This window comes from Bdellovibrio sp. 22V (genome assembly GCF_030169785.1).
In the GTDB taxonomy this organism is placed as follows: domain Bacteria; phylum Bdellovibrionota; class Bdellovibrionia; order Bdellovibrionales; family Bdellovibrionaceae; genus Bdellovibrio.
The window spans coordinates 678,375-699,654 of record NZ_CP125854.1; the positions used below are offsets into that span (position 1 = coordinate 678,375).

General features: G+C 47.6%; 19 protein-coding genes. 13 read left to right on the plus strand and 6 right to left on the minus strand.

Annotation, left to right across the window (positions count from 1 at the left end):
* The first annotated feature begins 50 nt into the window (after positions 1-50).
* Positions 51-863, plus strand: a complete 813-nt coding sequence (locus QJS83_RS03260; protein WP_284607668.1) for a substrate-binding periplasmic protein — start codon at positions 51-53, stop codon at positions 861-863.
* On the opposite strand, the gene QJS83_RS03265 is transcribed toward QJS83_RS03260, so the two are convergent.
* The 3 genes from QJS83_RS03265 to nadB are packed head-to-tail and all read right to left on the minus strand — an operon-like array spanning position 860 to position 3,948.
* Positions 860-1,444, minus strand: a complete 585-nt coding sequence (locus tag QJS83_RS03265; RefSeq protein ID WP_284607669.1) for a hypothetical protein — start codon at positions 1,442-1,444, stop codon at positions 860-862. The two genes, QJS83_RS03260 and QJS83_RS03265, sit on opposite strands and share 4 nt — an antisense overlap.
* Positions 1,444-2,295, minus strand: a complete 852-nt coding sequence (locus QJS83_RS03270) for an alpha/beta hydrolase (protein WP_284607670.1) — start codon at positions 2,293-2,295, stop codon at positions 1,444-1,446. Before QJS83_RS03270 ends, QJS83_RS03265 begins: the two co-directional genes overlap by 1 nt.
* A gap of 39 nt (positions 2,296-2,334) precedes the next feature.
* Positions 2,335-3,948 carry an L-aspartate oxidase gene (nadB, locus tag QJS83_RS03275; RefSeq protein ID WP_284607671.1) on the minus strand — a complete coding sequence of 538 codons (1,614 nt, stop codon included), beginning with the start codon at positions 3,946-3,948 and terminating at the stop codon, positions 2,335-2,337.
* Positions 3,949-4,085: 137 nt separating this feature from the next.
* On the opposite strand from nadB, the gene QJS83_RS03280 reads away from it, so the two are divergent.
* The 12 genes from QJS83_RS03280 to QJS83_RS03335 all read left to right on the plus strand — a co-directional run bounded on the left by QJS83_RS03280 (position 4,086) and on the right by QJS83_RS03335 (position 17,208).
* Entirely contained in the window at positions 4,086-6,278 is a 2,193-nt protein-coding gene (locus tag QJS83_RS03280; protein WP_284607672.1) for a sensor histidine kinase, read from the plus strand.
* Positions 6,279-7,766, plus strand: a complete 1,488-nt coding sequence (locus tag QJS83_RS03285) for a GGDEF domain-containing protein (RefSeq protein ID WP_284607673.1) — start codon at positions 6,279-6,281, stop codon at positions 7,764-7,766.
* Between the two features lie 38 nt (positions 7,767-7,804).
* Positions 7,805-9,001, plus strand: a complete 1,197-nt coding sequence (alr, locus tag QJS83_RS03290) for an alanine racemase (protein ID WP_284607674.1) — start codon at positions 7,805-7,807, stop codon at positions 8,999-9,001.
* Entirely contained in the window at positions 9,002-9,829 is an 828-nt protein-coding gene (locus QJS83_RS03295; protein WP_284607675.1) for an MlaE family ABC transporter permease, read from the plus strand.
* Complete coding sequence (locus QJS83_RS03300) at positions 9,829-10,593, plus strand: ABC transporter ATP-binding protein (RefSeq protein WP_284607676.1); 765 nt, start codon at positions 9,829-9,831, stop codon at positions 10,591-10,593. The genes QJS83_RS03295 and QJS83_RS03300 overlap by 1 nt, the downstream gene beginning before the upstream one ends.
* Positions 10,590-11,951, plus strand: coding sequence for an MlaD family protein (locus QJS83_RS03305; RefSeq protein WP_284607677.1), 1,362 nt, complete (start codon positions 10,590-10,592; stop codon positions 11,949-11,951). The genes QJS83_RS03300 and QJS83_RS03305 overlap by 4 nt, the downstream gene beginning before the upstream one ends.
* 4 nt (positions 11,952-11,955) lie before the next feature.
* Complete coding sequence (locus QJS83_RS03310) at positions 11,956-13,731, plus strand: tetratricopeptide repeat protein (RefSeq protein ID WP_284607678.1); 1,776 nt, start codon at positions 11,956-11,958, stop codon at positions 13,729-13,731.
* Complete coding sequence (locus QJS83_RS03315) at positions 13,731-14,399, plus strand: hypothetical protein (RefSeq protein ID WP_284607679.1); 669 nt, start codon at positions 13,731-13,733, stop codon at positions 14,397-14,399. The genes QJS83_RS03310 and QJS83_RS03315 overlap by 1 nt, the downstream gene beginning before the upstream one ends.
* Positions 14,400-14,401: 2 nt before the next feature.
* Positions 14,402-15,370, plus strand: a complete 969-nt coding sequence (locus QJS83_RS03320) for a 3'-5' exoribonuclease YhaM family protein (RefSeq protein WP_284607680.1) — start codon at positions 14,402-14,404, stop codon at positions 15,368-15,370.
* A complete protein-coding gene (cysE, locus tag QJS83_RS03325) occupies positions 15,367-15,870 on the plus strand; it encodes a serine O-acetyltransferase (protein ID WP_284607681.1) in 504 nt (167 codons plus the stop codon). The genes QJS83_RS03320 and cysE overlap by 4 nt, the downstream gene beginning before the upstream one ends.
* Before the next feature lie 493 nt (positions 15,871-16,363).
* Complete coding sequence (gene rpsD, locus QJS83_RS03330; protein ID WP_284607682.1) at positions 16,364-16,990, plus strand: 30S ribosomal protein S4; 627 nt, start codon at positions 16,364-16,366, stop codon at positions 16,988-16,990.
* Positions 16,990-17,208, plus strand: a complete 219-nt coding sequence (locus tag QJS83_RS03335) for a hypothetical protein (protein WP_284607683.1) — start codon at positions 16,990-16,992, stop codon at positions 17,206-17,208. Before rpsD ends, QJS83_RS03335 begins: the two co-directional genes overlap by 1 nt.
* A gap of 2 nt (positions 17,209-17,210) precedes the next feature.
* Here the strand turns inward: QJS83_RS03335 and QJS83_RS03340 are convergent, their stop codons facing one another.
* From QJS83_RS03340 to QJS83_RS03350, 3 genes are read right to left on the minus strand one after another with little or no spacing between them, the layout of a single operon-like run.
* On the minus strand, positions 17,211-17,936 hold the full coding sequence (locus QJS83_RS03340) for a hypothetical protein (protein WP_284607684.1): 726 nt from the start codon (positions 17,934-17,936) through the stop codon (positions 17,211-17,213).
* A gap of 11 nt (positions 17,937-17,947) precedes the next feature.
* Complete coding sequence (locus tag QJS83_RS03345; protein WP_284607685.1) at positions 17,948-19,636, minus strand: DUF1501 domain-containing protein; 1,689 nt, start codon at positions 19,634-19,636, stop codon at positions 17,948-17,950.
* Positions 19,637-19,657: 21 nt separating this feature from the next.
* A complete protein-coding gene (locus QJS83_RS03350) occupies positions 19,658-21,250 on the minus strand; it encodes a hypothetical protein (RefSeq protein ID WP_284607686.1) in 1,593 nt (530 codons plus the stop codon).
* Positions 21,251-21,280 lie beyond the last annotated feature (30 nt).

A 21,280-nucleotide genomic window follows, 5' to 3' on the forward strand; every position in this document is an offset into this window, starting at 1 on the left:
TTCTCGTAAGGTCGCTTATTATCTCACCTGATTTTTCCGTTAGAGTGTGCATGAAGATTTATGCTCGTGCCGCTCTAGGTTTGTTGTTTTTTGTGGGGTTAGGAATTCAAGTTCCCGCTTCTCACGGAACTAAAAACAGATCGCAGTGCGAACGACGCTTCAGTGTGGGTTTGAACAACTACAAACCTTTGGCCTACCGGGAAAACGGTCGTCTTTACGGCTTGGCGCACGATCTTATCAAAGAACTTGAAGAAAAAACGGGATGCGAATTCACCGAGATTGAAATGGGACGTCCTACGGCGGCAGAGAGAATCAACAACGATCGCGTTGATATGCTGGCGTTGTTAGTGAAGTCGACGGAGTACGAAAAAGGCGGCGTCTTCGTTCCGTTCTACAACAGCCATCGCGAACTGACTGTCGCGGCAAAAATTTTCGCCAAGAATAAAAAAATTGAAGATTATCTTGCCGACGAAAACATCAAATTCGCTTACATGATTGGCAATCGCACGGTTATCTCGGAAGAAGAAGAAAAAACTTTGTTAAAGGGGGCCCGTCTTATCGGAACTCCCGATCCTGAAGGTGCTTTCCGATTACTCAAAGAAGGGCGAGTTCAGGCGCTTTTGTTTTCTTCGCTTGTGACAGATTATTATATTCGGCAAATGAGCATTGATAAGATTCATCGTGTGGCGGACACTGGAAGAAAAGCCGAAGTGGGTTTCTATTTATCCGCTCGACGAGTCAGCTCCGCGGAGCGTGAAATGTTTGCGCATGCTTTGGCTGAAATTAAAAAAGATGGGAGTTTCCTCCGCATCTTTTCTAAATACATGAGCGAAGAGCAAGCTCTTCGTCGTCTTAATAATTAAGGATTAAATTCAAGAGTGCCCGAGCCAATGACGCCTGTGACTGTCACCTTAATCGGTTTGTTTTCAATTGTGCGCATGGGAACAGGGAAGATCACAGAATAAGGTGTGTAGAAGCGGTTATGATAAGGGTACATGCCTTCAATTTCCGCTAACTGCAATTTGATCTTCTTTGCTTTGCCTTCATAGCGACGTCCGTCGACATCAAGGAAGATCTTCCACATCGTGTTCGTCTTGGAAAGATCGTCGTTCTTTCTGTCGGGAGTATAAAAGCTCAGGAACAATTCGGTCTCACGACTGAGGCGGGTTTCATATTCCGCTTTCTTTTCATTGAAGCGAGCGTCGTCCCATTGGTAGAGCATCTGATTTTGCTCAAGCTGCGCTTGTGCGATTTTTGAGTTCAAGAGCGTCGCTTCGATATCAAGGGTATTATAGAAACCCGAATAGCGGCGTTCGCTGTCAGAGTAACGCTCGATCACTTTCATATAGTCATCGGCCGTTTTGATGGTGCGACCGGAAGGAGTCACTTCGTAACTAGCGCAAGCGGAAAGAACCAACAAAAATAGACTTAACAGGTATCTCATTATTTAGACTCCAAAAAACCATCCAGGAACTTTTTAATATCGGCGTATACAGTTTGACGATTGATATCGTTCACCAACTCGTGTTTTGAATCGGGATAAACGTAAAGCTCTTTGTGCGAGCTGCCCAATCTTTCATAGAAAGCTTTGCCTTCCGGCGTGCTTACGACCGGATCATTTTCAGGAAGAATGAAAAGAGCGGGCTTTGTGATCTCATTCGCCCGTGGTCTAACGTATTCAAAAGATTCCAGGAACCCTAAGAAGGCGCCCGGAGAAACACGATTGTGGCGAAGAGCATCTTGTTCGTACTCACGAATCACATCGGGATCGCGAGTCAGCATGTCGTTGGAAAGTTCATTGCTCATCGTGATCTTGGGCAGGATCACGTTCATCAAGGCAGCACCCTTTGCTTTGTAAACCGGAACTGGAACAGAAACTCCCAAGAGAGGCGCACTGACGATGATGCCGTCACAAGGAATATCAGGATTGCGCAGCATTGTTTTAAGCTGAATAAGACCGCCCATAGAGTGACAGAATAAAATCACCGGGCCTTTGCGCACTTTTTCTTCTTTCAAAACCATGTCGAGAAAGATTTTATAATCTTTGCAGTAGTCATCGAAATTTTCAACGTAACCACGACGACCGTCAGAACGACCATGTCCGCGTAAATCCCAACCATAAAAAGACCATTTGTCGTTTTCAAAAGCTTTGATCAAGCGGTGATAAGATTCGGAATGCTCGCCATGACCATGATTGATAATGATCGTGCCGCGCGCTTCGGGGTTTTCCCAAATTTGGAAAAACAGATTGATATCTTGGTATCCTTTGAAGAAGCCTTCTGATCTTTTATACATACATTCTAGATTGCCGTGAGACCCCGGGGGCGGGCAAGTTCAAATGAGGCCCCGGACCACGATTGTATCGTGAGCCGTCTCGCTCGTTTCAGGGTAGTCAATGTTGTAATGAATACCGCGCGATTCGTGACGGCGAAGGGCGCATTCCACGGAAAGATCCGCCACCACCGCGATATTGCGCAACTCTAAGATGTCCGAATGAATTTTCATGTGCGAGTAATATTCTTTCGTCTCCGCGAGAATATTTTTAAGACGGTGTTGGGCTCTTTCCAGACGTTTGTTAGAGCGGACAATCCCCATGTAGTTCCACATCAAGCGGCGGATTTCATCCCACATATGAGTGATCACGATCATTTCATCGTCGTTGGATTCTTGCGGATGAGTCCAGGGCTTCGGTTCTTTTGCCAGCTTCAGTGGCTCCGGACCTTGCTGCTGGATCATCTCAGCGCAATCATGCGCGGTCGTTAAACATTCAAGTAAAGAGTTCGATGCCAGACGGTTGGCCCCGTGTAGGCCCGTGCAGGCCGTTTCGCCAATTGCCCATAAACCCGGGATGTCGGTTTTTCCGTTTTTATCCGTAAGCACGCCGCCGCAAAGATAGTGAGCTGCAGGCACCACAGGAATCGGTTGCACGCTCATATCAATGCCGTACTCCAGGCATTTGTTGAAAATAGTCGGAAATCTTTGTTTTAAAAATTCACGGTCCAATTTGCGCATATCAAGATACACACACTCCGCACCTGTTTTTTTCATCTCACTGTCGATGGAACGTGCGACGACATCACGGGGAGCCAGTGAACCGAGCTTGTGATATTTGTGCATGAAAGCGTGACCGTTGCTGTCGACGAGCTCTCCGCCTTCGCCGCGCAAAGCTTCGCTGATCAGGAAGTTGCGCGATTCGCGGTGATATAAACAAGTTGGATGAAATTGCATGAACTCGAGATTCGCAATGCGTGCGCCTACTCGGTACGCCATCGCGATACCGTCACCTGTGGCGCCACTCCAGTTTGAGGTGTACAGATAAACCTTGCCCGCACCGCCTGTCGCAAGAACCGTGTTCTTTGCTAAAAATGTATGCACCTCGCCATCATTTTTATTAAGGGCGTAGCAGCCCACGCAAGTCACCGGATTCATGTCATCAGGATCGACCTCTTTGTTTACGATGAGGTCGATCGCATAAAATCTTTCCAGCAAAGTGATGTTAGGATTGTTGCGGACGTGCTGCAAAAGTGTGCGATGTATTTCGAGACCGGTTTGATCTTCAAAGTGCAAAATGCGACGGAAACTATGTCCGCCTTCGCGCGTCAAATCGATTTCATTGGTCTCTTCCGAGCCTTTTCTGCGCACATCGAAATGTACGCCCCAGTTTATCAAATCTTGAATGCGATCAGGGGCTTGCTCGACATAATCGCGTACGACAGTTTCTTTGCAAAGGCCGGCGCCGGCGACCAAAGTGTCCTGCACGTGCGCCTCGAAGCTGTCCTGTTCAGACATCACAGCAGAGATGCCTCCTTGAGCCATCGCGGAATTGCTGCCACCCGCAGTTTCTTTCGCAAGAATAGTGACTTTTCCGAATGAGGAGAGCTTAAGGGCCAAGGCAAGGCCCGCAGTTCCCGAGCCAATTATTAAAACATCGCTGCGATGAGTACTCATAGTGGCTCCTTCTTACTCCTTTTAATCGGATTTGCAAAGGACTCTTGCTTGATTCTTACCAGTTTCTAAAACTACAATAAAATCAAAGACTCACGTCGGTGCAAGAAGCCCGACACGGGGAGGAAGGAATCGTCTCCATGAAAACAAAACTCATCATTGTGCTGGTTGGAATTTCGGCGCTCTTTATCGGTGCGGTATTGTGGCGTACGGATAGTTTCGTTTATGGCGATCGCATGAGTTGGGTGGAGGCACAAACGCGCACACAGCTGGGCGCGATGAATCACTCCTTGGCGACAGAGCTGAAGTCTTTGCAAAGAGTTGTTGCAACCTTCAACGCGGAAAACTTTCAAAAAGGAAAATTGAATTGGAGTTCTTTGGCTCCTTACTACGCGGCGGCCTCTTTCAGCGTGAGCGGTTCAAACTTAGAGCCACAAACTATTCTTGCTAAAGAAAATTCAAAAGCGGCGAGCTGGAACAAAGACTTCGTGAAGTCGGCGTTGGGTTCTTTGGCGCGCACACCAGACATGCGTTTTTTTGTGAAGCCTTTTCAGGATTCTCAGCGCGGCCGTTATGTCGCTTTGGTTTTTCTTGAAGGACAAAGAGCCTATGCGCTTTTTGGTTCCGGAGAAATTTTTCAATCGTTGATCGATGCGCAAAGAGGATCGCTTTCGGCTTTTTCTATTGTGACGACAACGGGATTGACCGTAGGGCACTCGGTACCAGAGTACCTGGGTACGATCATGCGCGACGATCCGGTTTTTAAAGAAGCGCAACAAAGCGGTTCTTCTCATGGCAGCAATATTTTCCGTCTTAAATCCGGGGAACTTTACGGCATGTACGAAGCCGTGCCGCAAAGTAATCTTTTAGTTTTGAGTTCGGCGCCTTTGAAGGAAACGATGAAGGGTCGCACGGGATTGTGGTGGCAATTTCTGTTGATGGGCTGTGGTGTCGCTCTTGTGGGGATCGCCGCGGCACTGTACATCATCGCACCGGCGGAAAAAGAAATAGAAACCTTGGAACATCAACTGCAAGAGGCAAAATCAAAACCGGCTCCGGCGGCGGCTCCTGAAAAGGTGGTCGCTCTTGATCCTGAGGTGGCGCAAAAAGAAAAAGTGCAGGCTTCGATGCGTGTGGCTTCGGCATTGGCGCACGAGATGCGCGGACCTTTGGCTTCGATCTTGGGTTACTCGCAAATGATTCTCGCAAAAAATCCTGAAAGCGATATCGTGCAAAGCACGGATTCTATTTTGCGTGAAACACGCGCCGCACGCGGTGTGCTTGATAAACTCTTGGGTTATGCCGGCGAGCAAGTGAACGAGAAAATCACTATGAAGGTCGAAGGCCCCGTGGTGAAAGCGTTGAAAAATCTTGAAGCCCAGTTTTCTGCCAAAGGTGTAAAGCTAATTAAAAATCTTCAAGAGACGTCAGCGATGGATTTGCAAGTCGAAGCTCTTGTAAAAGCCATCAGCAATATTTTGCAAAACTCCGTAGAAGCTATGGAGCGAATGGCAAAAAAAGAAATCAAGATAGATCTTTTTGAAGACAGCGAAGGAATTCATCTCAATATCGAAGACACCGGCGAGGGTATTGAAGCTGCGAATCTGGGGCAGATCTTCGATCCGTTCTTTACGACACGCTCGTTCCACAATCATATGGGCTTGGGCTTGGCCGTCGCTTTCGGAATCTTGAAAGAACATAACGCTGAAATCAAAGTGGAATCGCAACGTGGCCAGGGAACAAAGGTCATGGTTGTGTTCAAAAAATTACAAACGCAAACGGTGTTGCGTGCGCCTGTTGAAGCTCCAAAGGAAGAACCGATGATGATCTCTCCCGAATTACCTCAGTTGAAAGAAGAATCGGCACATCGCGAAGAAGCGGAAGCGCAATTCGCTGAAGTGCAAGCGGCGATTCCTGCGGGAACACCGGTGTCTCCTCTGGATGTGAATATCGACAATCTTTTGGAACTACCAGAAGTCAATGAGCCCGTGAAAGAAGAACCTGCCGTTGTCACGAAAAAAGCCGCAGCCGTGTTGCCTAAAAAAGCAAACGAAGACGAGCTGACCTTCATTGACGGTTTCCTAGGGGAAGAAGAGCCCGTGGCGGCTGCGCCGGCACCCGTGGCGACGGAAGCAAGCGCGGAAACGGCGGTTCCCGCTGATCTGGCGGAAGCGGCAACGACTTTGGCAGAGATGCCTTTGGATGCCGCTCCGATCAGCGATGAATTGACTCCAGTGAATTTGATCGCTCCGCCGAAAGCGCCGGCAAAACAGAAAACTTCGAAACTTGATTCATACCATGTGGAAATTCGTCGTCCCGGAAAGAGGATTTAATTGAACATTCGTGATTACAGTGGGCAATTTACGGTTTTCGTTTTCACCACCAACGTGGACTTGGGGGCTTCGGCGAAAGTGTATCTTTCGCAAGCTGGATACGATGCTTATTTTTTCCAGGATCAAGAAACACTCCTGCAGCGCGTGCGCGAAAATCCCCCGCATCTTCTTGTGTTTTCGACGGCTTCGTTAGCGGGCGCTTTAAGCGATTTCGTGACGTCGATTCAGGAAATCAACGATGAGATTCGTTTTATCGCGGTCAGTTCCATTTCGCAGTTTGATATTCTCGCGCAGTACAACAGTCATGGTTTTGTTGACGTGATTTCGGATGAAACGGCGGCTCTTGAGTCGCGCATCGTGTGGTCCGTCGATCGCGCTTGTGAAAAAATCTATCTGACTTATCAGAATGAACAGCTTTTCGACGACTTGAATACGACCAAAGAAAAAATGGAAGAGGCGCATGCCGCCGCTTTGGAGAGCATGAAAAAAACCGAGATCGCGCAGGCAACGCCACCGATCTCCATGCGCATTGCTGATTATCGTTCCGCACAAAGCAAAGAAGATCTGATTCAAAAATATTTGCACCAGCAATCCGGTCTTATTTGTGTTTATTTTAAATTTCTTCCGTCCGTTCGTTCTTTTGTGGCGACCCATGCGCAGGGAATTCCGGCTTCCGACATTCAAGGTGTGGGCGTGCAATTAGAATCCGGCGATATGAAAGAACTGAGTTCACAGATGGCCATGGGTCTTTTGCCGCCGCGTTTTTCGGAAATGCTTGTCGAGGCTTTCCGCTTCAATCCGCCGAAAGCCTTGCCGCTTTATGCGCACAATGCTTTGGAAGGCGTGTTCACTTATTCGGGAAATGTGAGCGCCGCCGAGGTTTCCGCGTTGAATGAAGAATTCACTTTGATGTCTTTGTGTTATTCGAACTTCTCGTTAGAGAAAAAAGTCGATTCCTTAGAGGTCCAAGATTTCGTCACAGAACTCTTTAATAAAAATTATTACCATAAAGTTTTGGGTGACGAAGTGTCTCGCGCCCGCCGTTTGAAGCAGCCGATCTCGGTTGTGAAGGTGGCCTTGGATGACTTTTATGAGATTGAGTCATCTTTAGGTGAAGCAGTGAGAGATGAGTTGCTAAAATCCGTCGCGACCATCATCACTAAGACAAGTCGAACCAACGATGTGACTTGCAGAACGGCGGCCAATGAAATGGCGATGATCCTGCCCCATTGTCCAAAAAAAGGGGCGGCACTGCGCGCGGAAAGATTACGTCGTATAATCGAAGGCACTTCATTCATGGATAACGGAATGAAAGTCTCCATCAGCCTCGGTATCAGCGAATATCCTTCGCTGTGTGATTCGGCGAAAACTTTGGACGAAACTGCGACCAAAGCGCTTTTGCATATCACTGACAAAGGCGGAAATAAAATCTGTTTGTACAAAGCCCCGGAATCGCATCGTCCTGAATTTGATGTGCCAGCGGAGTAAAACAGAGAACTAGAATTGGAAAAAGATATTTAATGGAAATGTTTCGTCGGACTTTTGCAGAAATCAACTTGGATCACTTCGCACACAATATCCGTGTGTTGCAAAAGTCTTTTCCTCAGACGCCGTTTCTTTGCCCGATGGTGAAAGCCAATGCCTATGGACACGGGGACGTTGAATTAGCGCGTTTTCTCGAGACTTTAGGAATCGAGCATGTCGGTGTCTGTTTAATTGAAGAAGGACTTCTTTTACGCAACCTCGGTGTGAAAACCGATATTCTGGTTTTCCGGGGATTTGATCGTGCCGGAGCTGAAAAAATCATTCAGTACAATATGACTCCGGTCGTAAGCAATTGGGAACAGATTGAACATCTTGAGGCGGCGGCGTCTTCTCCTGTCACGATTCACTTGAAATTTGATACGGGAATGAACCGTTTGGGATTCCGTCCCGACGAAGCCCAAAAACTGTACGATCGCCTGTGGCAGAATAAAAAGATCCGTTTGAAGGCGTTATTGACCCATCTTTATAACGGCGAGGATGCGCTGGATCCTCAGGGGCAAAGTGCCACGCAGTTGCGTGCGCTTCACCAGGTCAGCCAGCTTTTTAAACCTTTTAATATTTTCTGCCACGCTCTGAATAGCGCGGGAATTTTGAATCACTTAGCGGCGCAGAAAAAATCTTTGCCAAAGGATCATCCCTTGTTTTTACAAAACTGGGGATTGCGTCCTGGTCTGATGATTTACGGTTACAACCCGGTGGCGGACAAAGATGTTTGTGAGCTTAAGCCGGTGATGAGTTTAAAATCGCAAGTGGCGACACTTCGCAACCTTCAAATCGGCGAAACCGTGTCTTACGGCGGAACTTGGAAGGCTGCGCGCGAATCTGTGATCGCTGTCGTGCCGATCGGATATGCTGATGGCTATCATCGTATTTTATCCAATAAGTCGTCAGTTCTTTTTGCCGGCCATAAAGTTCCCGTGGTTGGCAACATCTGTATGGACTATCTCATGCTCGATGTGACCGATGTCGTAAAAGGAAAAGATCTCAAAGAATTTAAAGAGCAAGAGGTCACTCTCTTTGGCTATGGCTTAAACGAAGAGTTTTTGTCGCCGGAAGAATTGGCACAACACGCGAAAACGATCACCTGGGAAATGCTCACGAGTGTCGGCGAACGGGTGCCACGAGTTTACACCGGGCTTGATGCCGATTTTATCAGTGCAGATATTGGAGGAGAGTAAGTGACTCTCACAGAGAATTTCTCAAGAATTGTTTCAGGAATCGGAGCTCTTGTTTTGCGCGTCGTGCGCGGCCTTGTGACCGAGACGGGTAAGATCATGCTCTTCTTCAATGAAAGCATCCGTCTCATCTTTGCAAAACCTTCGCGTTTTAACGAAATCATCCGTCACATGGAGTTCATCGGAAATCAATCCGTCGGCATCATTTGTTTGACGGGAATCTTCACGGGGCTGGCACTTTCTTTTCAGCTTTATTTAGGGTTCAAACTTTTTAACGCCGTTAATATGGTGGGGCCGACTGTGGCCCTGGGGATCACGCGTGAGCTTGGTCCGGTATTAACCGGCTTGATCGTGGCAGCCCGTGCAGGCGGAGCCATGGCCGCGCGCTTAGGAACAATGCGCGTGAATGAGCAAATCGACGCGCTGGATGTAATGGGCGTGAATACCAAACAATACTTAATCTCTCCACGTTTGGTGGCGGCATTTATTTGTATGCCGTTGCTTGTGGCGGTTTTCGACTTCGTGGCGATGTTGGGAAGCTATTTCCTGTGCGTGAAGCTTGTGGCTCTTGACGAAGCGGTGTTCTGGCAAAAAATCGCCGACTTTATCGAAGTTAAACATATCAATGAAGGTCTTTTTAAAGGCATGATCTTCGGCATCTACTTCGCGACAGTCTGTACGTATCGTGGATTTAATACCACAGGCGGAGCCAAAGGTGTCGGTGAAGCAACCAATCAGGGCGTCGTACAAAGCATGGTCGGCATCATCATTCTTGATTATTTCGCGACGAACTTAATTCGTTTCTTCTATAACGTGATGGGAATTTCTTAATGAACGGCGAATCTGCAGTCTCTATGCGAGACGTGAAAAAATCTTTTGATGGCGGAAAAGAATTCGTTCTTAAAGGTATCAACCTGGAAATTCCCAAGGGGAGTTTGACGGCGATCATCGGTTTTTCCGGTACGGGAAAAAGCGTGATGCTGAAACACTTGTTGGGATTGTTTAAACCCACATCGGGACAAATTGATGTTTTGGGCACGGACATCTCGCAACTCAGCCCCGACGAACTCACAAAGTTTCGCCAGAAATTCGGAGTGCTGTTTCAATCAGCAGCGCTTTTTGATGACATGACTGTTTTGGAAAACGTGTGCTTTCCTTTGTTCGAACATAGGCGCGAGTTGAAGGAAGCTCAGGTCCTTCGTATAGCGGAAGAAAAACTTTTACAGGTTGGTTTGGAAGCCAAACATTTCCACAAACTTCCGAGTCAGATCAGCGGCGGTATGCAGAAGAGAACAGGACTAGCCCGTGCTCTCGCCCTAGATCCAGAAATTTTGATCTATGATGAGCCGACCACGGGTTTAGATCCCATTCTGACGGAAATGGTGGATAATTTGATTCTGAGTACTCATAAAATGCGAGAAGGCGTGACATCCATCATGGTATCGCATGATTTGTCCGCTGCGTTTAGGATTGCCGACCATATCGCGATGTTAGATAGTGGCCGGGTTCTATTATTTGGTACTCCAGAGGACTTCTTCAACACCGATATAGAGTTGGTGAAGAGGTTCGTGAATAAAGGGATGAAACATCAATGAATTGGCTTCGCGGCGCCGAATTTAAAGTGGGTTTGTTAGTGATCGTGGTGGGATCTTTGATCGCCGTCATGTCTATGCAGGTGAGCGATGATCCATCCTATCTAGGTCGTTCTAAAAAAGCCTGGTTTCTTCTTCCGAATGCGGGAGGTCTGGTAAAAAATTCGGCGGTTCGTTCGGCGGGTATTCCGGTCGGTGTGATTAAGAACATCACTTTGCAAGACGGAATGGCGCGTATTGATATCACTGTTAAATCCGACGTTCCACTGACGACTTCTGCGGCTGTTGAAATCAAAGCTCAAGGGATCTTGGGTGACAAGCACGTGGAAGTCTATCCGGGTTCTCCGACGGATCCTCCTTTAGAAGACAACGCGCAAATTCTGACGATCAAAGACGGCGGTTCGCTGGATAATTTGATGGCGCAAGTTTCCGACGTGGCAAGTTCATTGAAAGTCGTCGCGAAAAACCTCGAAGAAGCGACGTCTGAAGATGGCACTCGCAAACATGTTTTGGGCCGTATCGTAAAGAATATCGAAACATTGACGGGTGATCTGGCGCAGATGACGACAGAGAACAAAGATAAAATCGGCGATGTCGTCGACGACATTCACGAGATCACGACCTCTTTACGTGAAGTCATGAATGACACAAGCGACACGGGTCTTAAGAAAACGTGGACTCGTTTGTCGAACTCCATGAAAAACCTTGAAGACATCACGGCTAAAATCAACAACGGCGAAGGCGCGATCGGTAAACTTGTCAGCGATGAGCAGACGGCGGAAAACGTCAGCTCCGCGATCGACGGTTTGAGCGGCATGTTGGATACGGCGAACAGAATTCAGACAGCCTTTGATTTCCGCGGTGAGTACCTGAACGATGTGGGCGCGACAAAGTCTTACATCGGGGTGCAAATCCAGCCGGGCCTGGACCGTTATTATTATATCGCGGTCGTGGATGATCCAGCCGGCGTTGTTGAAAAAACCCGTTACGAATACAACGGCACAACAAATGGCGATTACACTGAAAAGAAAACTTACTTCAATCAAATCAAGTTCACGGTTCTTTTTGCGAAGAACTTCTGGGACCTGACTTTGAAGGGTGGTTTGATCGAAAACTCGGGTGGTTTCGGAATCGACTACCATTTCTTCCGTCGTAAGCTGAAGTTCACTTTGGAGGCTTTCGACTTCCAAGATACCAATATCAGGGCCGCGCTTTCTTATACGCTTTATCGCGGTATTTACGTTACGGGTGGTATCAACGATTCTTTGAACGAAAAAGATTCTCGTTCAGGATATTTGGGTATGGGTCTATTCCTTACAAACGACGATTTAAAACTTCTTCTGACGAAAGCACCATTCTAGTGATATGAACGGCGATAATGTGAACAGCACGGAAAAGAATTGGCTCGTTAAGTCTTCTACAAGAATCCTTGGCCCTTTTACGTTGTCTGAAGTCACAGAACAGCTGCGCACCAAACAGATTTCAATCATTGATGAAATTCGCCAGCCCGAAGGCCGTTGGAGCTACATCCGTGAAAACAAACTTTTCATGGAAATCGTGCGCAACATTCGCGAAGAGCAAGATGCAAGTTCCGAACAGACCATGACTCAATCCATTGCGCAGCACACGGTGACGAATATCACTCGCACCGATGTTCCTGCAATGACCGACGAGTTGACGCCGACACCGGTTCCGCATCACTTGGATATTACGCCTCCACCAGCGTCGATCAAAGATGTGACGCCGCCGATTGAACCTGTCAGCAGCCGCTCGGTGGCTGCCGCTCCGGCAAAAAGTTATGGAGCTACAGGCGATTCCCGTTTGCAGGGCAAGATTCGCAAGAAGTCGAACGTTCTGCGCTGGGCGATGATTGGCGCCGCTGTTCTTGTCGCGGTCGGCGTGGTTTTGACTTTGTCACAAAAAGATAAAAAGAAAAGCCTGGGTTATGATGAATTGATGGCGCAAGCTATTCGCTATAAGAGCCTCGGACTTTACGAAAGATCATTGCAAACATACATGCGCGCTTCAAAACTTAAAGAGCCCGATATCGAATCGCAAGTGCAGATGGCTCCGGTTCTTATTTCTGAAGATCGCCAAAGTCTTTTAGGCCGCCGTATTTTGGAAAGAGCTTTGGTTCAAGAAAATCGCAGTCGTGCGGAAATCGTCGACGCTTATCTGGGCATTGCTGTTTCTTACATGATGGACGGAGATTTAAAACAGGCCGAAGATACTTTGCAAAAAGCGATCGGGCATGAACCGTTCAATATCTCTGCTTTATTAAACCTCGCGATCATCCAGCAGAAAAAGGGAAATTACGCCGAGGCGATGCGCGACTTCGATACGATTTATCGTAAAAATCCGCAATCGGTCTTAGCTCTTTTTGGCCGTGCTCTTTCCACCGTGGAAAATGCAAAAACCCGCAACGACGGTTCCGACTTGCAAGGGTTGATCCGCGATATTAAAGCGAATGCGCAAAAGACCGGATATCTTCGCCAAGAACTGATGCTTTTCCTTGTCTATGCTCACAATCTTTTGGGCGATGTCGACGGCGTAAATCAGTCGGTGGTGCAATTCCTGAATCAGATCCCGGGACAAGCGCGCAACTACACGCATCCATTGCATGTCGAATGGCGTTTCACACAGTGGGATTACTTGGAAAAATACTGCGCAGAGATCTATCAAAAACAAACGCCGAACCCGGAACTCAAAGCATTGCGCGCTGTCTGCTTTATGGAAGTGAACCGCGATGCCGAAGCGGCAAAACTTCTGCAAGAGGCAATGGCGGAGTCTCCTAAAGATCCTTATGTTCTGGCGACACAAGCAAGTTATTTGGCTAAAATCGGCCGTCTTCCTGAAGCCATGACCATTTTGAAAATGCCAGAGTTACAAACTTTGTCCGTTAAAAATCTTTTGATGGGCGATATTTGTATTAACACACAAGACGTCGGATGCGCGCAAGCAGCCTACACACAAGCTTATAATCAGGATAAAAAGAATGCGACGGCACTCTATGGTTTAGCTTGGGTGGTTATGCATAACAATGACAGAGCAGGCGCTTACGAATATGTCCGTGCGGGTCTTCAATCAGAGCCTAATTTCCTTCCATTGTTAGAGATGCGGGACCAACTGGAGAATGAGTAATGAAAAAGTTCGTCCAGGCCCTTGTTATCTGGATGTCTTTTTTTAGCGGAGCCTGCACAGCGGTTCCTGGTTATCACGTGAGCGAATACGGCGATATTAAGATCGAAGATCCGCCCGAAGACCTCAAAGTTCCGACGCAAGCCTGGAATCTCATGGAGTTTAAAGTCGCAGAAAACGCCGATGATCACGGTGGCGGTGGCGGCGTTTCGCAGAATAATCTTATCTTTTCTGAAGTCGCGGTCTTTTTAGTAGAGAAAAACAAAGGAATCGTCGAAGGCCAGGCGCTGCGTATTTCCTTACCGCGAGGCGGGGGAGAAGTGGACTTGTCCCGGTTTATTAAAGATCAGCGCGGCTCCTTCTATGTCGGCTTCGAGTTTCCTGAATTTGAAAATGCGACGGCGAAAAAAGTTATATTCGTCAGTCATGCGCGCAAAAGAAGAATTGGAAATCAAGTTTTCGGCGCGGGCTGCAATCAGTTCTTCGATATCAGCGAAAAGTTTTTTACACAGATGAAGGGGGAGGGTATCAAAGTAAACACGACCCAGAACCGTCATCTCAGTGTCCTGGGCGGAACTTTTTTCTTTGCTGCACAAAAGGACAAAGATATTCACCTGGCGCAGGTCACTTTCAAAAGTTCTCAACACGCCCCTCTTTTTTGTGAGGAGTAAAAATGGAAAAACAAACCGTTCAAAGTCTTAAAGACAAAGACAGTGTGGATTCTCTTTTCCTCGTTAAAGAAAAGCACGTTGCCAATGGAAAAAACGGCCGTCCTTTTATGGGTCTGCAGTTGGGGGATGCCACGGGTTCCGTGGATGCTCGCCTGTGGGACCGCGTGGACGAACTGGCGAAAGAATTCGAAGTGGGTGACGTTTTGCACGTCAAGGGCTTGGTGCAGATTTTTCAGAATCGCAAACAGTTGATCGTTCATCGTCTGGAAAGAGTCGACTCTGCAACTGTGAACTTTGCGGATTTTATTCCAAGCACGTCGCGCAATTCTGAAGACATGTTCGTTGAACTTGTACAGATGGTGCGATCGATTAAAAACGATCACATTCGACAATTGGTGATGGATACGTTAGAAGATCCAGAGATTCATCCTTTGTTGTTACGGGCTCCCGCCGCGAAATCAATTCATCACGCGTGGCTTGGCGGACTGCTTGAACATATCTTATCGATTTGCAAGATCATGGATTTCATGGGCACGCACTACAGTTTTTTAAACCGCGATTTGTTGTTGTTCGGCGGAATCTTCCACGACATCGGAAAAGTGTGGGAGCTTTCTTATGATAACGGCATCGCTTACACGGATCGCGGCCGTCTGATCGGTCATATGCAGATCGCCTGTGAGTTGATAGATAAAAAAGCGTCTCGCATTTTAGGATTCAGTGAAGAGCTGAGAGATATTTGCAAACACATCATTCTGAGTCATCACGGCAAATTAGAATATGGATCGCCGAAACGACCTAAGTTCCTTGAGGCCATGGTGGTAGCTATGGTAGATGACTTTGACAGCAAGGTCAGCACGCTCAAAACCATCATCGATAATGAGCGTGGTTCCGGTGAAAAGTGGTCACGCTACAACGAGCTCTTTGACCGTTACTTCCTCCTCGATGACATGAAAGAAAAATTTGAGAAATGAACCGATTCTTAGAGCTTCTTCAAACTTATAAAAACTACGATCCCGCAGCGAAATCTTTGGTGGAGATTGCGCTTCTGTATCCGGGACCGAAAGCTCTTTTATTCCATCGTCTGGCACATCGTCTTTACAAAGATAAGATGTACTTCCTTGCGCGGCTGGTGGCGGAAATCTCTCGCTGGTTGACGGGCATTGAAATTCATCCTGGCGCGACAGTCGGTCATCGTTTAGTGATCGATCACGGTGTCGGCGTTGTGATCGGCGAAACGGCGGTGATCGGTGACGACTGTATCATCTTTCATGGCGTGACTTTGGGGGGAACGAAATTCGATCCCGTCAAACGTCATCCTACGGTGGGTAACAAAGTAATGATCGGAACAGGCGCCAAAGTATTGGGGCCTATCACGATCGGTGACGGCGCCACGATTGGCGCAAATGCCGTCGTCGTTAAAGACGTTCCTGCCGGCGCTGTGATGTTGGGACCTCTCGCCGCGCAACGATGACTCATTGTGTAATATTTAGATGAGTTCTTCTTTAATTCCATTGGTCGTTATATTTGTTCTCGCTTGAAAAACATTCTCAACCTGTTTTCATGACCCAAGACTAATATTAAAAGCGTCGCTTGCTGCTCCGCGTTTCTGAGAGAATAGAGGTGTTCTTAATCTAGGCGAAAGGAGTTCGGCTATGAAGCAGACAGAAACAATTCAGACGGTGCCAGCTTCGAACACTCATCAGGGCGAGAGCAACGGAACGACTGCTCCTGTTCGTAAACGCAACCGTCGCAGACGCTTACCAGCTTGGTAAGTAAAAGGCCTCCCGAATTTCCGGGGGGCTTTTTTTATTTCTGCGCTTTTTCTCTCAACACGTTTTCAATCTCAATCGACTTTCAAAATCTTTTCGTCGCGCTTTCATCATCTTTAAAATTTCAAGAAGTTCTGTTCTTTCTGTTGGGACACTCTTAAATCATCCTACGACTATTTGAAGGATAAGATTTCTATGAACAGAACAGGCAAAACACCTCGCTTTAAAAGACAAAGACGTTTGCTCACGGAACTTCCTGGTATGGGGAAGGCGGGGGCGCTTGAAAGACGTCCTTACCCGCCGGGCCAACACGGTTTGCAAAGACGTAAGTACTCTGAGTTTGCTTTGCAATTGGAAGAAAAACAAAAATTGAGATTTCACTATGGAGTTCGCGAAGAACAATTCCGCCGCATGATTAATAAGGCGAAGCGTTCTGCGGCGACAAACTGGGTGGAGTCTTTGGTAAATCTTCTTGAGAAGCGTTTGGACAATGTTGTTTTCCGTTTGGGATTTGCGCCCAGCATTCCTGCGGCAAAACAATTGATCACGCACGGAAAAGTGATGGTGAATGGTAAGAAGGTCGATATTCCTTCGCAAATCATTCGCGTGGGCGAAAAAATCAGCCTTAAAGCCGCTGCTTATGACAACCAAGTCTATATGCAGGCGAAACAAAACCCTCGTCTTCCCTTGCCGACATTTATGACGAAAGAAGAAGTGGCGGGGAAAGAAGAAGGCCGTTTGACGGATGAGCCGACAATCGAAGCAGTGCCATTCACATTCGATCCGGGCCTGATCATCGGTTACTACTCAATGAGGGGCTAATGAAAACGACGAAATTCATCGAGGCAGAACAAATTGCCTTCGAAGAAGTATCAGAAAACTGGGTGGCCGTAAAATTCGGAGAGGAAAAGTACGTGATCGACGTGGATACTTTGTTTGATCTGTCTTTCCGTTGCGCTTCGTTTTTGGCGTACCTTGAAAATCAAGAGGAGCAGAAACTCTGCTCCTCTTGCGAACATTCTGATTCTAAAGTTCATTAATCTTAGAATAACTGCCAAGCGGGTGATTCACAGACTTGACTGAGAATCGCTCGCCAGCGATCCATGGCTGAAACTTTTTTCGCAGCCAAAGTTTGATTTAAATCCAAAAGTGAATTGACGACGAGTTCTTCGGGCGGATCGTTGCGATAGAACAAGCCGTAAGCGGCAGCGACATTGGCCGTACTGATGGCCGACGCCGTTGTCAAACCGACCTTTTCAAGGGCCGCGTTCACACCCGCATCCGCACCCAAAACGTTTTCACACATTTGAATACGGAACGATTCGCGAACTGTGTTGTCCTCCGTATAGTGCCCGATGTTTGTATTTGCCAAAGAACCGGAGCAATCGCGCGAAGAATAACTGGAATAGAGATTACAAGCGCCGCCGTATTGCGCGCCTTTGAACTCAATCCATTTGTCGATCAATGCTTCTAAGTTAGAGATCGGGTATTTCGTTGAAGTGAAGACTTCACGAAAAATTCCCGCAACGTAAGTACGGTTTGCGACAAGCTGTTTTCTTGTCGGTGCAATTTTCGTATTTGTATTGTCGACAGGATGCGAGCCCATACCCGAACCCTCGTCGTGACCTTGCGGTATCACGACTTCGGAACTCGCCATTTCAAAACCCTGCATATTTAAAGGCGCACAGTTTTGATAAAGCTGAGTCATCACCGTGCCCCACATAAGGAGAACTATAATCGAGAATTTCTGTCTTAACTTCTGTCTCATACGATCTCCTCTTACGCTACGATTTTCGCAGGAACGACAGGTTTAAGAGTTCCATTTGTCAAAGACACCAAAGACGCCGCCGTATTCTTATACGGATTGTGATCGACACCTAAAAGAGTCGTCACAGTCGCAGACGCCATAGTTGGTGACGGCATGCCTTTTTGGTTGTAACCAGGGATTTCCGCAGCGATGCCTTGTGTGCCGTCGTAAGCCGCGCTGTGACCGGCCAACTTGATGTTGCCAACAACCACAGGACCGTTCGAGAAGGCACCTGAATAAGCGGAAGTAACCATCTGATTGAAACCATGGTCGCTGCCGGAGCCGTTAGAGCGCGCTGTACGACCGAAGTCGCCTTGCACTTGCACAACGGTGTTTTGCCAAACTTGGGGACCGAGTTGATCCATCAGTTCAAGAATTCCCGCAGCAATACCGCGATAATAAGACGTCGCAAAAAGGACTGCCGCAGCCCCGCCAGTCGCGTGCATATCAAGTCCGAGGTTGCGAGCCGTCGCCGCAGTCGTGCCCGGAGTTAAAATAGAAAGATTCATTAATGCATCAGCACGAATGTCGATGGAGTTCGAAAGACCTTGTTTGATGAGGTATTCAGCCATCGCCAGGCTTTCAGCGTAATTTTGCAACGAAACATTTTTAATAGCTTCGCGCACGTCACGCTCTTTGCTTTGTTTGATAATATCGCCGGTTCCTAAATTCCAAATCGCGCTTTCATCGGACGTCAAAGGCTTGTCGCTGATCCCGACAAGGTTGATTTCACGCATAGAAGCTTCAATAGCCGCTTTGTATCGTGCCACCGCATCGGTCCAGAAAGAATCCAGGTTGCCAACGCCTTTTTTCATCATGTTAGAAGCATTTGAAAGATTCTGAGAAACCACTTTCGCACCGGTGTTTTCCGAACGAGAGTAGGCTTTCAAGCGAGCTTGTGCAAGTTCCATAGCTTCGGCATGAGCAGTCTTCAAGTTGCGTGTGCCTTTTGCTGACGGTTGGCCGAAGCCTTCCATCAAAGTATTCAACGGTTTTGTTCCGCCTACTTTACTTTGCGCTTTACCTTGGTTTGAAACGAAAGCTCCGTTACCGCCACGGTCAGGCCACTGAACCGAATCAAAAGTCGCTTTTGTATTTTCGGCAACCAAGCCCGAGATTGTCGAGACACCACCAATAGGAACTTGTTGCGCAAGCATATTGAATTGATGTCCGTCCAAGCCGCTGCCGAAGCCGCGCACGACGAGCATGTGTTTGAGTAGATCCGTCAAAGGTCTCTTCTGACCTTTCGAGTTGTAAACGTGATGGCTGAACATGTGCGGAGCCAAGACGTTGTTAAAAGCGAATGTTTTGTATGCGAGATCCACTTTGCCTTGGGAATCAATCGTAAAGGAGTTCGCAATCATTGGATTGATTTTCTTCGTTGCTGCGACCATTGCCAACGCAGGATCGGAATTGCTGACACGCAACCACTGGTCGAATTGATATCGAAGGGGAGCGCCCGGCATTTGGATATTGATGTAGTTGCGGGATGCATTCACGCCACCGGACTCGCCATAAGCTTTCATGATCAAGCCGTCAGCGATGCCTTCGGTTAAAGAGCGAAATGGATCGAAAAGAAATGTTCCTGCCCCCAGAGTCAATGCTCCGCCAAGAAAACTTCTTCGAGAGAACGGATTGTTATTTGAAGAATCGTTACACATATTTTGTTCCCCCCATGCCCCTTATCTGAAATTCTCTTTGGTGTAATAAGGCGAGCGCATAATTTCTTCTACTACTTCGAGAACCGAGCCGTTACCCGCCAAGACCTTGGCAAGGCTTTCAACGTAAGCCCTGTCCTCTTTCGCCTCTTTAGACAGAGAGCGGTTGAGTTCCGAGTTGCGGGGATCCGTGCGATCGTAAAGAGGCACTTGGATTCCTGTCATGAATTCAAAATATCTTTTAGCTGCGCAAAGATAATAATCTTCGGTTTCGCTCATCGCTTTACCTAGATCCGCCATGTTTGTAACCGGTTTGTTAATCAGAGCTCCCGTTACAGAGCGGAAGTACAAACGCCCTGTCGGCTTTTGCAAGTGGAAGTCTGCGACCGCCTCTGAAGGCCAGCCGGCAACGGAAGCTTTCGAAGCTTTATATGAAGTGATAGCCACCGCATTTCTAACGAACGCTGGCGGTGGATTGATTTGTTTTCCGTCTGCATCACGAGTCACATCCCCATTTTGGGTGACGCGGAAGATATCCATTGCGCCTGTTGTCAGGTTGCGAGCTGTATACGCCATAGGATCCAAAGTCGCATGGCACATTACGCAGCTTGTGGAGTTACGGAACGCCAAAGATGACTTTGCATCTACGAACTGTGTGACATCGGATTCACGCAAAGCGGGAAGAGACGCACAAAGGAAAGATTCCATATTTTGTTGTGACCAGCGGCGCGCAACTTTCGATCCACCATTGAACTTCATATTGAAGCTGTGGCCGAAGTACTGCAGAAGATAGATTGGCGAGCCAATCACGCCCCCACCGTAGTTTTGGAAAAACTCGTAACTGTAATTCAAATTTTCATCAAGGGAACCTTTGTCAGAGCGCGAGTCCCCCTGTGGCTTCAAGGAAATATTAGGAACATTGAACTGATCGCTGATAGGGCGAATACCGACAAGATCACCGACCTGAATTGTCGGCATTGACTTGAATACAGCCACGTGGCGGTTGATGTTACGGCTCACAGTTGTGAAAACTTTTGTAGGGTCGCGGAAGCTGAACAATGAATTTTGCATGTCCAGATTATTGGCCATAAAGCGGCCCGCATGTGAACCGATCCATTTTTGACGGGCTTTGATTGCTTCGTCTTCGACACGAATGGCTTTTACGCCTGTAGTTCTTCTTAGCGTCTGTTCGTATTTTTGACCGGCGCCAAAGACAGAGTAAGTCACGGACAACGCGGGTTCCGTCGCATCGTAAATATCGACCGTTCCGTTATGCTCGCCGCTATTGTATCCGGAGATAGTATCGAGGTTGTTACTGGTGAACCAAGTGCGGTGAAAGCTATAGAACGTGTTGAGCACGGCTTTCGCCTCTGCATCGTTGCGATTCACTTCACCGGAAGCGGAAAGCTGCCCCTTATGAAGGATTGTTCTGCACGCATCAAGCGCGTTGATTTTTCCTGACTTCACTTGATTCATTAAGGAATGATTCAACGGCACTGGTTTTCCAGTGAGTTGGATATAACAGCGATTAAAGAGGCTTTGTGGCGATAACTCTTGTGCCGACGCTGTTAAAGAAAACAACGACGGAAGAGCTAATGCGAATATAGCACTTCTCATTTCATTCCCCCCGGAATACTAAAAGCCTAT